Origin of the sequence: Pseudoalteromonas sp. '520P1 No. 423' (genome assembly GCF_001269985.1) — a bacterium.
GTDB lineage: Bacteria > Pseudomonadota > Gammaproteobacteria > Enterobacterales > Alteromonadaceae > Pseudoalteromonas.
This window is the reverse complement of record NZ_BBZB01000001.1, coordinates 3,974,504-3,988,857: the sequence shown is the minus strand read 5'-3', so window position 1 is coordinate 3,988,857 and position 14,354 is coordinate 3,974,504. Positions and strand designations below refer to the sequence as shown.

Annotated in this window: 15 protein-coding genes; 7 read left to right on the top strand and 8 right to left on the bottom strand. The window is 35.2% G+C overall.

Annotated features, from left to right (window positions below):
* Positions 1-78: 78 nt before the first annotated feature.
* The 4 genes from rpoD to rpsU all read right to left on the bottom strand — a co-directional run bounded on the left by rpoD (position 79) and on the right by rpsU (position 4,701).
* Positions 79-1,908, bottom strand: coding sequence for an RNA polymerase sigma factor RpoD (gene rpoD, locus PSA_RS18190; RefSeq protein WP_042147005.1), 1,830 nt, complete (start codon positions 1,906-1,908; stop codon positions 79-81).
* A gap of 125 nt (positions 1,909-2,033) precedes the next feature.
* Positions 2,034-3,818, bottom strand: coding sequence for a DNA primase (gene dnaG, locus PSA_RS18185; protein WP_042147007.1), 1,785 nt, complete (start codon positions 3,816-3,818; stop codon positions 2,034-2,036).
* Between the two features lie 198 nt (positions 3,819-4,016).
* Positions 4,017-4,463 carry a GatB/YqeY domain-containing protein gene (locus PSA_RS18180; RefSeq protein WP_042147010.1) on the bottom strand — a complete coding sequence of 149 codons (447 nt, stop codon included), beginning with the start codon at positions 4,461-4,463 and terminating at the stop codon, positions 4,017-4,019.
* A 22-nt stretch (positions 4,464-4,485) separates the two neighbouring features.
* Complete coding sequence (rpsU, locus tag PSA_RS18175; protein WP_042147013.1) at positions 4,486-4,701, bottom strand: 30S ribosomal protein S21; 216 nt, start codon at positions 4,699-4,701, stop codon at positions 4,486-4,488.
* A 228-nt stretch (positions 4,702-4,929) separates the two neighbouring features.
* Between rpsU and tsaD the strand changes: the two genes are divergently transcribed.
* Positions 4,930-5,955, top strand: a complete 1,026-nt coding sequence (gene tsaD / locus PSA_RS18170) for a tRNA (adenosine(37)-N6)-threonylcarbamoyltransferase complex transferase subunit TsaD (protein WP_042147017.1) — start codon at positions 4,930-4,932, stop codon at positions 5,953-5,955.
* A gap of 53 nt (positions 5,956-6,008) precedes the next feature.
* Here the strand turns inward: tsaD and plsY are convergent, their stop codons facing one another.
* Positions 6,009-6,596 (bottom strand): glycerol-3-phosphate 1-O-acyltransferase PlsY, encoded by a 588-nt coding sequence (plsY, locus tag PSA_RS18165; protein WP_042147020.1) that lies wholly within the window; start codon positions 6,594-6,596, stop codon positions 6,009-6,011.
* A gap of 183 nt (positions 6,597-6,779) precedes the next feature.
* Between plsY and folB the strand changes: the two genes are divergently transcribed.
* From folB to PSA_RS18145, 4 genes are all read left to right on the top strand, one after another.
* Positions 6,780-7,145, top strand: coding sequence for a dihydroneopterin aldolase (gene folB / locus PSA_RS18160; RefSeq protein WP_042147022.1), 366 nt, complete (start codon positions 6,780-6,782; stop codon positions 7,143-7,145).
* 14 nt (positions 7,146-7,159) lie between these two features.
* Positions 7,160-7,648: a 2-amino-4-hydroxy-6-hydroxymethyldihydropteridine diphosphokinase gene (gene folK, locus PSA_RS18155; RefSeq protein ID WP_042147025.1), complete on the top strand. Its 489-nt coding sequence runs from the start codon at positions 7,160-7,162 to the stop codon at positions 7,646-7,648.
* A complete protein-coding gene (locus tag PSA_RS18150; protein ID WP_042147028.1) occupies positions 7,645-8,463 on the top strand; it encodes an undecaprenyl-diphosphate phosphatase in 819 nt (272 codons plus the stop codon). The genes folK and PSA_RS18150 overlap by 4 nt, the downstream gene beginning before the upstream one ends.
* Positions 8,464-8,554: 91 nt before the next feature.
* A complete protein-coding gene (locus tag PSA_RS18145; RefSeq protein WP_127924151.1) occupies positions 8,555-9,130 on the top strand; it encodes a hypothetical protein in 576 nt (191 codons plus the stop codon).
* On the opposite strand, the gene PSA_RS26900 is transcribed toward PSA_RS18145, so the two are convergent.
* Positions 9,120-10,226, bottom strand: coding sequence for a CCA tRNA nucleotidyltransferase (locus PSA_RS26900; RefSeq protein ID WP_042147033.1), 1,107 nt, complete (start codon positions 10,224-10,226; stop codon positions 9,120-9,122). The genes PSA_RS18145 and PSA_RS26900 overlap by 11 nt on opposite strands.
* 212 nt (positions 10,227-10,438) lie before the next feature.
* On the opposite strand from PSA_RS26900, the gene PSA_RS18135 reads away from it, so the two are divergent.
* On the top strand, positions 10,439-11,347 hold the full coding sequence (locus tag PSA_RS18135; protein ID WP_042147036.1) for an ExeA family protein: 909 nt from the start codon (positions 10,439-10,441) through the stop codon (positions 11,345-11,347).
* A gap of 128 nt (positions 11,348-11,475) precedes the next feature.
* Positions 11,476-12,378 (top strand): general secretion pathway protein GspB, encoded by a 903-nt coding sequence (locus tag PSA_RS18130; protein WP_052380055.1) that lies wholly within the window; start codon positions 11,476-11,478, stop codon positions 12,376-12,378.
* A 21-nt stretch (positions 12,379-12,399) separates the two neighbouring features.
* On the opposite strand, the gene PSA_RS18125 is transcribed toward PSA_RS18130, so the two are convergent.
* Positions 12,400-12,744, bottom strand: a complete 345-nt coding sequence (locus PSA_RS18125) for a hypothetical protein (protein ID WP_157575791.1) — start codon at positions 12,742-12,744, stop codon at positions 12,400-12,402.
* Between the two features lie 363 nt (positions 12,745-13,107).
* Entirely contained in the window at positions 13,108-14,304 is a 1,197-nt protein-coding gene (locus PSA_RS18120) for an HD-GYP domain-containing protein (protein ID WP_042147041.1), read from the bottom strand.
* Between the last annotated feature and the right edge of the window lie 50 nt (positions 14,305-14,354).

Genomic DNA, 14,354 nt, shown 5'->3' with positions numbered 1-14,354 from the left:
TATATTTCATCAAAATTATTCATTAAAAAAGGCCGCTAAGCGACCTTTCTATTTTTCACATCAAAATCGCTGAGCGATTTAGCCTTTAGCGTCTAAGAAACTCTTAAGTAAATCAGAACGTGAAGGGTGACGTAGTTTACGTAAAGCTTTTGCTTCAATTTGACGTATACGCTCTCGTGTTACATCAAACTGTTTGCCCACTTCTTCTAAAGTGTGGTCAGTATTCATATCAATACCAAAACGCATTCTTAATACTTTAGCTTCACGTGCTGTTAGACCAGAAAGTACATCTAATGTTGCACCTTTTAGGCTTTCCATAGTCGCAGCATCAATTGGAGATTCAATTGTTGAATCTTCAATGAAGTCACCTAAGTGTGAATCTTCATCATCACCAATTGGTGTTTCCATTGAAATTGGCTCTTTAGCAATTTTTAATACCTTACGAATTTTATCTTCAGGCATTAACATGCGTTCTGCTAATTCTTCTGGATTTGGCTCTCTACCCATTTCTTGTAACATTTGACGTGAGATACGGTTAAGTTTATTAATCGTTTCTATCATATGTACCGGAATACGGATTGTACGTGCCTGATCCGCAATTGAGCGAGTGATAGCTTGGCGTATCCACCATGTAGCATAAGTTGAGAATTTGTAACCACGACGGTATTCAAACTTATCAACAGCTTTCATTAAACCAATGTTACCTTCTTGGATTAAATCTAAGAATTGTAAACCACGGTTTGTGTATTTTTTAGCAATTGAAATTACAAGACGTAAGTTTGCTTCAACCATTTCTTTTTTAGCACGGCGCGCTTTCGCTTCACCAATACTCATACGACGGTTGATGTCTTTAATATTCGAAATTGATAAGCCACACGCTTGTTCAATAATATGTAATTTTTTAATACAACGACCAATGTCGCCTTCACATTCAGCTAGCTTATCAGAGTAAGATTCACCTAGTGCAACTTCAAATTTTAACCATGCATTGTTTGTTTCATTATTTACAAAATGCTTAACAAAAGTCTTTTTAGGCATTTTTGCATATTGAACAGCATGTTTCATAACAAGACGTTCTTGAACACGGACTTTGTCCATTGTTTCACGCATGTTATTAACTAAACGATCAAATTCTTTTGGAATTAATTTGAAAGTTTGGAATAATTCAGCAATTTCAGCAAAAGCAGCTTTAGTATCAGCATGGTCACGACCATTAACTTCAATTATTTCACGTGCTTTTGTATTTAAATCTCTTAGATTTTCAAAGTTTTCACGAGCAAGTTCAGGACAAGGGCCTGTATCAATTTCTTCCTCGTCTTCATTATCATCGTCTTCATCTTTAAGTTCTTCGTTACTTAAAGCTGAACCGATATGAGTTGCTTGAATAGCAATTTCTTCTTCGTTTGGATCGATAAAGCCATTGATGATGTCGCTTAGGCGAATCTCTTCAGCTTCAAATTTATCCCAACGGTCTAAAAGGTATGTAATTGTTTCAGGGTATTCTGCAACAGAAATCTGAACTTGGTTGATACCGTCTTCGATACGTTTAGCGATTACAATTTCGCCTTCACGTGTTAGAAGTTCTACAGTCCCCATTTCACGCATATACATGCGAACCGGATCTGTTGTACGACCAATTTCTTTATCTACCGTAGCAAGTGCGGCAGCAGCTGCTTCAGCAGCATCTTCATCAGTTGTTGTTTCTTGCATCATAAGTTCATCGGCGTCAGGTGCGCTTTCGCTAACCTTTATACCCATGTCATTAATCATACTGATGATATCTTCAACTTGATCTGAGTCGATGATGTCTTGTGGAAGGTGATCATTCACTTGTGCGAATGTTAAATAACCTTGTTCTTTACCTTTTTGTATGAGGAGTTTTAGCTGAGACTGAGGACTTTGCTCCATAGAGATTTTCTCTTCCACTTAGATAAGTTGATATGTTGCGCGCAAGTTTTAAATAATTTAAAAACAACAAGCGCAGGTTAATAGAATAGTGTAACACAGGAAATTAATATCGGCTAGGACTTAAATTAATCTGCTGTCTGTTCTTTTTTCGAGTTAGCCATAGCTAAAACGAGTAATTGGTATTCTTGTCTTTCATCACTCGTTAGGCCTTGAGTCTTATCTTTTATTAATAGGGTCTCGGCGCGATGATTTAAACACTGATCTTCAATAAATTTAAAGGTATTTTGAAAATAAGCGACTAATGTTTCATCTCCTATCTGGTGTTGCCACGATGCAAGCTTAGTTAATGCACTATATTCGGGCGTATCTCTAAATAATTCTAGAATTTTACCTGTATTGATGCCATTATTTTTTAGGCTTAAAGATTGTAAGTTTTTAAACAGTGCAAGACCAGGCAAACCTAATTCAACAAGTTCTGGTAAATGCGGGATTTCACGCGCTAATTCTGGATGCTGTACGATTAAACCTATGGCGATACGCATAGGTGTCATTTTGAATTTCTTTTGCAATGTATTTTGTTGTCTTGGGTTATTGAGCTTTTGATTTAATTGCTCTTTAGTTCTGCCAATAAGACGGGCTAATTGCTCTAATAGGTTTTCTTGATAAAACTCACTTTTTACTTTTTCTATTAAAGGTAAAGCTAAACTGAGTATTTTTGATTTTCCTGCATCGGTTGTTAGGTCGCATTCAATTGCTAACTTTTCAAATAGTACTTTTGTAAAATCTTGGGATTGGCTGAGTCGTTGCTCAAAATCCGCTTTTCCTTCTTTTAGCACTAAAGAATCAGGGTCTTCACCATCAGGTAAAAAAGCAAACTTTAATTCTTTTCCGTCAGCTAAGTAGGGAAGTGCATTTTCAAGGGCGCGCCAAGCAGCATCACGGCCAGCCCTATCGCCATCGTAACAACATATAACACGATCTGTCGTTCTAAAGAGGGTATGCATATGTTCAGGTGTAGTTGCTGTGCCCAATGATGCAACTGCATATTCAATGCCTTGCTCTGATAGCGCAACAACATCCATATAGCCTTCAACTATTAGGATTTGTTCTAGTTTTTTATGTGCTTGTTTTGCTTCATATAAACCATAAAGTTCAAACCCTTTATGGAAAATTCGTGTTTCTGGTGAGTTGAGATATTTAGGGCCGTTACTTTTATCATCACCATTACTTGGCATAATCCGACCACCAAAACCAATGACACGGCCACGCTTATCTTTAATCGGAAACATTAATCTGTCTCTGAAAAAGTCAAATGATCTTCCAGGTGTTTTTTCTGAGGCTAACTTTAAATCAACCAGTTGCTGCTTTTGACTTGGATTTCGAGCAAATAAAGAACATAAACCATCCCATTCACTTGGAGCATAACCAATCAAATATTTTTTGACTGTTTCTCCGCTGAGCCCGCGACCTTTTACGTATTCAATCACTTGACTTGAGTTTTTATGATGTTTTAGCTGATGACCATAGAAACGCGCAGCTTGAAGCATTAATTCATAATCAGAACGTTTTTGTTCAGAGCTTATTTTTGGTCCTTTTGAGTAATTATCTTGTTCTCTAGGGACCTCTAAATGCAATAAAGAGGCTAGCTCTTCAATGGCATCTACAAATTCTAGCTTCTCATATTCCATCATAAATGAGATGGCATTGCCATTAGCACCACAGCCAAAACAGTGATAAAACTGCTTATCTTGAGAAACTGTAAAAGAGGGGGACTTTTCATTATGGAACGGACAACACGCCTGATAATCTTTACCAGATTTTTTAAGGCCGATATAGGAATCAATTAAATCGACAATATCTGTTCGAGCTAATAAATCATCAATAAAATTACGAGGGATTTTTCCAGCCATAAATGTCTAAGCCATCAACTTTTAAGTAAGTAAATAAAGTGGGGGTGGTACTGTAAAGAATAACCAAAAATTGCAATTGGATCTATTCTTATCTATTCTTATCTATTTTTGAAAGTGCTAGCTATCATTTAAAGTATCGTAAAAATGAAAAAACCGAGCATAAGCTCGGTTTTTAGTAACAATTAATTATTTGCTACTTTATGCAGTTAATTTTTGCTTTATCAAACCAGAGATTGTTCCCATATCGGCACGACCTTCGGCTTTGCTTTTAATTAACCCCATTACTTTACCCATATCTTGCATACCTGCAGCATTACAATCAGTAATAGCAGTGTCAATAAGTGAAAGAATTTCTTCTTCAGTTAAAGGTTTCGGTAAGAAACTTTCAAGTACACTTATTTCATTTGCTTCAATATCAGCTAAGTCTTGACGACTTGCTTCATGATACTGATCGTGGGCATCGCGACGTTGTTTAACCATTTTCACAATAATTGATGTTATTTCAGCATCATTTAAAGTTACTTTGTCATCAATTTCGCGTTGCTTTATTGCAGCTAGAGCCATACGTATTGTGCCAAGACGTAATTTCTCTTTGGCGCGCATAGCATCTTTCATTGCATCTTTTAGTGTTACTAATAAACTCATCTACAAGACTCTGGGAAAAGTTTTAGTATAATCTAACGCGACGTGCATTTTCGCGAGATAATTTTTTCATAAGACGTTTAACAGCTGCAGCTTTTTTACGCTTACGTTCTGCAGTTGGCTTTTCATAGTGCTCACGACGACGAACTTCTGAAAGGATACCTGCTTTTTCACATGAACGTTTAAAACGACGTAGTGCAACGTCAAACGGTTCGTTTTCTCTTACTTTGATTACTGGCATTAAAATTACCTAATAGCTAATGAGATCAACTCATATACCGATCAATAATTGACCGTTTGGTTTAAAAATGGTGCGGTATTGTAATCCGAATCACCTTTTGATGTAAAGGTTAATTATAGTAAATATATTAATCACTGGCAAAATCGCGGTAAGTCAGTAAAATTGCGCTCTGATTTATGGCTTTTTTATAATTTTTTGCTCTTTAATGGGCGCTGGGAGTAACTAATAATGCGAATTTTAGGTATTGAATCGTCATGCGATGAAACAGGTATTGCTATTTATGACGATGAAAAAGGGTTATTAGCACACCAGTTATACAGTCAAATTAAGGTTCATGCAGATTATGGTGGTGTGGTGCCAGAATTAGCATCGCGAGATCATATCCGTAAAGCGCTGCCTTTAATTGAAGCTGCATTTAAAGAAGCAAATTGTACAGCTGAAGATTTAGATGGTATTGCATTTACTGCAGGACCTGGTCTTGTTGGCGCTATCTTAGTGGGATCTTCTATTGGTCGTTCTTTAGCATTTGGATGGGATATTCCTGCAGTCGCTGTCCATCATATGGAAGGACATTTACTGGCGCCTATGCTTGAAGATAAAAAACCTGACTTTCCTTTTGTAGCATTACTCGTATCTGGTGGGCATACATTATTGGTTGAAGTTAAAGGCATAGGTCAATACCAAATTTTAGGTGAGTCGGTTGATGATGCAGCTGGCGAAGCATTTGATAAAACGGCTAAATTATTAGGCTTAGATTACCCTGGTGGTCCGTTATTGGCTAAAATGGCAGAACAAGGTGAAAATAAAAAGTTTGTATTTCCACGTCCTATGACGTCAAAACCTGGGCTGGATTTTAGTTTTAGTGGTTTAAAAACAGCCACAGCCATCACGATTCGTGAGCAAGGCGGTGTTGAAGGCTGTAGTGAGCAAACTAAAGCTGATATTGCCCACGCTTTTCAAACAGCAGTAGTTGATACCCTTGCAATAAAATGTAAACGCGCATTAAAACAAACGGGCATTAAACGCTTAGTTATAGCAGGCGGTGTAAGTGCTAATAAAGATTTACGAGAAAAATTTGAACGTATGATGCAAGGAATGCAGGGTGAAGTTTTTTATCCTAGAACGGAGTTTTGTACTGATAACGGCGCTATGATTGCCTATGCGGGTATGCAAAGGTTAAAAGCAAAACAATATGCGCCTATGGATATGAAAGCATATCCTAGATGGCCTATCGATTCACTGCCACCAATTTAATTTAATAATAAATATTGTTAGCGGGTTTAAATTTGCTCGCTAAATAAATTAAACTATATTTTTTTATCTTTTACTTTTGGCTCTTCACCTTTAAGCAAACGTACAATATTTTCGTGATGTCTAAAAATAATGAGTACACTTAACATGAGTACAGGCACTGTATATAAAGGTTTTATAAACCAAGTATAAATAGGTGCAATGGCAACCGTTAATAATGCAGCAAGTGATGAATATCCAGTAAGCCACACTATTAATACCCAAGTAAAAATTAGTAAACCAGCCAGAGATAAACCGATAGGTAACATAGTACCAAAAGCGGTCGCGACTGCTTTACCGCCTTTAAAACCAAAAAATATCGGATACATATGACCTAAGCAGGCAGCAATTCCGATGAAACCTAAATATATGGGTTCTACCTTTAAAAAATAAGCGCCCCAAACAGGCACAGTGCCTTTGAGTATATCAAAAGTCATTACTAGTACGGCGGGAAACTTACCGCCTAAACGGTATATATTTGTAGCGCCCGGATTTTTTGAACCAAAATGTCTCGGATCGGGTAATCGAAAAATTTTGCTGATCAATATTGCAGATGAGATAGATCCCAAAAGGTATGCAAATATGAACATCAATCCAGCTATCACTATAATCCTTATATTTTAATTAGTAAAATTGGGCTATCATCTGCCGCTTATTTATTTGTTTGTTTGGCGCAAGAGTACGGAAAATTTTCGAAAAAAGGTATCCGACCAGCTAAGTTTAGCGCAAATACACGCAAATAACCTAATTAGAGAATTACCACATTATATTCTAAGAGTATGCCATATATGGATAAAGTATTTATAAGCCAATTACATGTTGATACCATAATTGGTGTTTACGACTTTGAAAAAGAAACAAAACAAAGTTTGTTTTTTGATATTGAAATGTTGACGGATATTCGTGCAGCAGCTAATTCTGATGATATTAATGATACCGTTGATTATGCAGTTGTAAGTGAACGCATTATTAAATATGTCACAGCTAAACCTGTAGAATTATTAGAAACACTCGTTGAGCAAATTGCTGAATTTATTTTATCTGACTTTAATGTGAGTGAAGTAAAGGTTAGGGTCAGTAAACCCGCAGCGGTCAAAGAAGCAAATACAGTGGGTGTTGAAATCATTCGTGCAGTAAATAATACGCGTAATTAAGGTAAGTAAAGTTAATGGCAAACATATTTATCAGTATTGGTTCTAATGTGGATAAAGAATTAAATATTGTAAATTCAATAAAAACATTGAAAACGCATTTTCCTGATTTGATTTGCTCTGCTGTTTTTGAAAGTGAATCGATTGGTTTTGATGGTCATAATTTTTATAATTTAGTTGCTGGCGCCAATACGGATATGTCATTAAATGATGTGTGTTCATTGTTAAAGCAAATAGAGCGAGATAATGGACGTTTACCATCGGATAAAAAATTCAGCCCAAGAACCCTTGATTTGGATTTATTATTTTTTGATGATGTTGTTTGTGATAGCCCTGCGCAATTACCAAGAGATGAGATCACTAAAAACGCCTTTGTTTTATGGCCATTAGCCGATATCGCAGCTGAATTTATACATCCAATTAATAATTTGCCAATAAAAAATATCTGGCAAAAATATGATAAAACGCAACAAAAACTATGGAAAGTGGAGTTATCTTTTAAATGAGTATTATCGAAATAATCGTATTGGCCTTGATCCAAGGTTTCACTGAATTTTTACCAATATCAAGCTCAGCGCATTTATTATTACCTTCACAAGTTTTGGGTTGGCAAGATCAAGGTTTAGCATTTGATATTGCAGTTCATGTAGGTACATTGATTGCCGTCATTATGTACTTTAAAAAAGAAGTGGTAGATATTCTTAGTGCTTGGTTTAAGTCTTTAGGCAGCATAGAGACAATGAAAACAAAGTCTACTGATGATAGTAAACTAGGGTGGTGGATTATACTCGGTACAATTCCTGCAGCATTAATCGGTTATTTAGCGAAAGATTTTGTAGAGCTTTATCTGCGTAATGCTTGGGTTGTCGCAATCACAACTATTGTTTTTGGTTTATTGCTTTGGTACGCAGATGTAAAAGGTAAACAAACAAAAACAATTTATCAATTAAATTGGAAATCAGCTTTAATTTTAGGTTTTTCGCAGGCTATAGCAGCTGTTTTTCCGGGGACTTCTCGTTCAGGGATCACAATTACAGCAGGTTTGATGCTAGGTTTAAATAAGCAAAGTGCAGCGCGTTTTTCATTTTTATTAGCGATACCAATTATTTCAATGATGGGTTTATATTACACATTGGAGCTGGCTTTAAGCAATGAAGCGGTTGATTGGGCGACTTTAGGTTTAGGTACATTATTATCTTTTATCTCAGCGTATGCCTGTATTTATTTATTTTTAAAAATAATAGAGCGTATGGGAATGATGCCATTTGTCATTTATCGTTTATTATTAGGTATAGGATTATTTATATTTTTACTTTATTAATACCACTCCTAATTTATATTAGCTCATTAACTTAATAGGATTGGTGTAATCAGCCACTTGAATGTGGCTTGTTATAACTAAAGGACAAGCTATGAAATACTTATTGCTGCTAATAACACTGTTATCATTTTTTGTAGGATTAGGCTGCAGTCACAACCCTAATGATTTAAAAGAGAAAAGAGTAGTCGCAGTAAGTAATCCTCAAATACCAATATCACGACAAACAGAGCTCACTTGGTATGCAGATTTTAAAATATATACAGGGACGCAAAGTCCAACAGAACTACAAAAATCCGAAAAATCGGAATTTACGCAATTAATAAAACATAAGATTGAACAAGAAATTATAGGTAAAGGCTTTAATTTTAGCCTTGCTCCTGGTTTAGAAGAAACACAATATCAAGTTGTCGCATTAGCTGTTGCTGATGATAACTTTACAAGTTCTGAGTACTTAGAGTTGTTCCAGCTTTTTCCTGAGCTAAGCAATGATAGTGATTTAAAACAAGGTACATTAATTGTTGCTATAGTTGATCCCATACAAAGGAAAGCTGCATGGCGAGGCTCTATTCAACTATATTTAGAGCCAAGCTTAGATAAAAACATTCGTAAAAAACGTATTTCAACGTCAGTAGCTAAACTATTAAAAAGTTTAAAGCCTAATGATTAGCTAAAAACTTTTCTAATAAATGTAACTTTTCAGCCATAATTGCTTTGCCAATTTCAGGGCCTTTAATGCCTTGTTCAACAAATTGCTTAGCAGTTACAGCGGCAGCAATTTTATATGATTTTTCTAATGTCTCACATTTGATTTGTGTAAATAATGCATTACCTTGCAGAGATTTTATTAATCGCTCAAAGCGGTCATGTCGTCGCCAAATATCTACTTTATTAAATAACGCAAGCATTTCACTACCAGTAAGATTATCAGCTTTTAATAAGTCAGCTTGATGGCTGTGTTTTAAAAGTATTAATTCTTTATATTGGTTTGGCAGCTTTAAATCAGTAATTAATTGTTTAACTTGCTCTTGAGATAAAAAATCAGCGAGTTGGCTAAATAGAATATCGCTGTCAACTTCTGTATTAACTAATCGTTGACTTAATAATTCATTTTTTGTATCAGAAAATAGCGCATTGAGGGATGGTGCAATGCAGTTTAACGCTTTGATAGTATCTAGGACTTTTAAGAAAGTAAAAAAATTGCCATCAGATAATGATTTATCAAATTCCATCCATACACGCTCTGGTGTCAGTGTATTAAGGTCACCACTTGTAACCATATTAGCCATTAAGGCCATGGTTTCTTCTGCTATGGTAAAACCAAGATATTGATAGCGAGCAGCAAAGCGGGCAACACGTAAAACACGTAATGGGTCTTCACTAAATGCGCTAGATACATGGCGTAGTATTTTATTTTTGAGATCAGCTTTACCATTATAAGGGTCGATTATTTCCCCTGTTTCATCTTGTGCAATAGCATTTACTGTGAGATCGCGTCTAATTAAATCTTCTTCAAGTGTGATACTAGGATTAAAATCACATATAAAACCGGTATAGCCACTGCCTTGCTTTTTTTCTGTTCGTGCTAAGGCGTGTTCATCCTTGGTTTTTGGATGTAAAAATACCGGAAAGTCTTTACCGACTTGTGTAAATCCTTGATGTTTCATTTGAGCAATTGTCGCGCCAATCACCACATAATCACGTTCTTTGATTGTTCGATTCAATAATGCATCACGTACAGCACCACCTACTAAGTATATTTTCATTTTTAAATTTAAACTTGTCAGTAATTACGTTATTTTATCAGATTATAAATTGATTGTTTTAGTTTATGGGTAATATAGAAACCATAAAATATCATGTGGTTTTCCTTATTTGGTACTAAAAGCCGTTTAATTTATGTTTTATTGTATTTTTGTGAGCTGATTTTTGTCATTATAGTGTGGATTATCTTGTATATTTTGCAGTGAGGTTATTTGTGTATTTAAGCTTTTTTGGTTTAGAAGAAAAACCGTTTTCTATTGCCCCTAATCCAGAATACTTATTTTTAAGTGATAGACATAAAGAAGCTTTAGCGCATTTAACATTTGGCTTAGGTGATGCGGGAGGTTTTGTTTTGTTAACCGGTGAGGTTGGCACAGGTAAAACAACTGTTACTCGGTGTATGCTTGAAGAGCTGCCTGATACCACGCAGGTAGCCTTTGTATTAAACCCATCTTTGTCTGAGTTGGAGCTGCTTGCAAGTATTTGTGATGAGCTTCGCATTAGATATAAAAAATCTGATGCAAGTTTAAAAAATTTAACAGATAAAATTAAAAATAGACTGTTGAAAAACCATCAATCTGGTGGTCATACTATGTTGATTATTGACGAAGCACAGCATCTTGCACCTGCAGTATTAGAACAGTTAAGACTATTAACCAATTTAGAAACCAACCATAAAAAGCTATTGCAAATAATTCTAGTTGGTCAGCCGGAATTACAACAATTATTAAAACGTAATGAATTGCGCCAATTAGCACAAAGGATCACTGCGAGATATCACCTTTTACCTTTAACTGAGGCGCAGGTATTTGCTTATATTCAACATAGATTACATAAAGCGGGTACTGACGCTCCTATATTTGCAACTAATTCAATTAAATTGATCCATCAGCTTACAGCAGGGATCCCGAGGTTAATTAATTTATTATGCGATAGGGCACTGATGGGCGCATTTGCTAATCAGCAGCAATACGTTAATAAGCTCATAGTAAAACAAGCCGCAACAGAAGTGCTGCCTTTACAACAAGAGCAAGAGCCAAGTAAAATCACCTCTCCAGTAATGCTGTCTATTGCTGCATTATTGTGCATTACAACGGGTTTTGCTTTGTCATTTATTTTTTAAAAAGATCTGCTGCGTATCTCTATAAAGATCACTACGTGGTATGTATTACAAATTAATGCCCTTTTTCAAAGTTGAATAAGAGGCTAACAAATCCTGTTTTTACGGGAATTGAATTAGGATAGGATTTCATGTCATATTTATTAGATGCATTAAAGCAGTCAGAGCAAGGTGAAGTGAGCCGAGCTGCGCAAAATGCAAAAGATACAAGCCAAAATTATTCACAGCAAAAAGATTTGAATTTTTACCGTAAATTGGCTTTTTCATTAATAGCTGTATTGGCTTTAGTTGTTATTTTATCTGTTGGTTTTATGGCTGGAAGATGGTTTCAAGAGTCAAAAATTCCTACATCTAATATTGTAAAACAAAACTCTGTTGAAGCGATTAATGAAACATTAGTGACAAAACCACAGGCCCAAACATTGACCATGCCTGTGCAAACAGCGCCAGTTATTGTTCAGCAAACTATGCCAACACAATATCAATTAGTGCCAGTACAAAATAATTTTAATGGTCAAGCTTATCAGCCTATTGTCCAAAATGCGTACCCTAATAATCAAAAATTGCAGGTTGAAAATACACAACAAACACAGATTGATTACAGTAAATATAAAGTAGTTGGTAAGCCGATTGAGCAACTTTCTACAAACGTAAACAGTGCGCAAACTAATAGTGATAATAATGAAATCGCGAAATTACCAGACTCGTTGAAAACTGCATTTGCGAGGGCTGTTGCAGCAACCCAAGAAAATGATAGCTATGAAGTAACAACTGCAACCAAAGACTCAGCAATGGCGCAGCCAATTCAGTTATTGCCTGATGTAATACAAAGTTTAATTCCTGAAATTACTTATCAAGCTCATATTTATGCAACTGATGCTAGCAGACGTTGGATAAAATTAAATAATAAGGAATTGTATGAGGGAGATAGTTTAGGGCCTATAAAAATATTAGAGATAGCCCCTGAAATGACTTTAATGAGTATTGAGGGTTATCGCTTTAGTATGTCAGCTATGGATGATTGGTTACTTTAGCTTTATATACTATAAATAAACTTATATATATTGCTCTAACGCAAGTTTGTTATCGCTTTTATTTATGGTCGCTTCAATAGCATCTTCAATAAACTCTGCGTATAAATCAATATCAGATGCTTCTATATGATGGTTAAAGCGTGCATTAAAAAAACAGTGCACAATAGGCGAGCTTGCTGTATCGAGTTTAAACTCTTTTACATAACCGACTTTTCCAGTTTTGAGTTTGACTAAACTGCCAGCGACATACACACCACTACTTTTAATGATGGCTTGCAATAAATCGGGATCAAAAACTCTGGTGATTGAGTCATTAAATATTGATATGCCGAAGTCGAGCCTCTGGCTTATTTTTAAAATTTGCATTGTTAATTTAACATGTTGTTGCCGTTGAATATTCATTTCTTTAGTGAATGAATTAGAAGTTCTTTGTAGCTTTGTTTACAGTAATAATTTCCCTAAATCATGAACTAAGCCAGCTAATACAATTGGGATAGACTCTGAAAAATTTACTTTTCGTCTGGTTTGTTAAGTGTTTTTTTTCTTTTTGTTGTCGATCTAAATCTATAACAACTTCAATCACTCCTTCTCTTTTAAGCTCTGAGGTAGCCTTTTTATCTTTCACCCAGCCTGTTTTTATTATTGTACTTGGCTAAGTTGCTTAGATACTTTTTCTACATAAGAACCAATAGTGAGTTTAGTAATAGATACTTTTTTAAGATTATCCATTTAATTTAAAAATACGGTTTTAAAAAAGTGCATTAATTCGATATTAAAATCTTCTGGTTTTACTGATCTTTCGATTTCATCCGTGCAGTTTTTTTTGGATAAATCAATATCTTTCACTTCTGTATGGTGATGGTGTTTTGCACTATAAAATAATTTAACGCATGGCTTCAAAGGGTTTTGGAAGTTACTTTTAGATACAATACCTAGTTTTTGACTGGTTAATTTAACTAAAGTACCCACTGGATGAACTCCGATACATGCAATAAATTTATTTAACAGTACTTCGTCAAAACAGGCTGGAGTGTCTTTTTTTAATATTTTAAATGCTTTGATTGGTGGCATATCATTTTTATAAACACGTTTGGCTGTGAGCGCATCATATACATCCACAATTGAAATCATGCGAACATACTGGCTGATTTCATCTCCTTTTAAGCCATATGGGTAGCCATTACCATCAAGTCGCTCATGATGGTAACCAGCAATTTCTACAGCGATCCCTGATAATCCAGCCTCCTCGAGGGTTTCTTTGCTATAGCGGGCGTGATTTTTCATTTCATCAAATTCGCTATCTGTGAATTTTCCTGGTTTATTTAAAATTTCATCTTCAATTTTTATTTTTCCGATATCATGCAGCAAAGCACCCGTTGCTAGCTCATGAATTATTTCACGGTCTATATGTAGGTGTTTGGCGAAAATTGTCATTAATACAGATACATTGATAGAGTGCTCTAAAAGATAAGCTTCTTTTTCTCGAATACGGGTAATGCAAGCAAGTGCATCTTGATTACGAAATACTGAATCAATAAAACTATTGGCGACTTCTTTAAAAGGTTCTATTTCAACCTTTCTACCTGCTTTTATACTTTTAAACGCTTTGGTTTGTAGATCTTTGGCTTCTTTATAAAGTTTTTTAGCTTTGTTAATCTCTTTATCTAGGCTAACACTTGCATATGTTGGATCATAAGGTGCTTCATTTATCGGTTCTTCCTCTTCAGTTTGATTATTTGTTTTTTCAATAATCGTTTTACTTGAATCAATCTCGACTTCAAGAATACCTGATTTTATCAAATTATTAATGCTTGATTGTGTGCGTACCCAACCTTGATTTTTAACTTGAACACTGCCATTTTGCTTAGTCACATTATTGACAAACATTCCGGGTTGTAATTGACCTATCGATAGTTTCTGTAACATAAAGATTTGAAGAGCCAAAGCGCAGTAGATAGATTAAAACTAGCAAAATA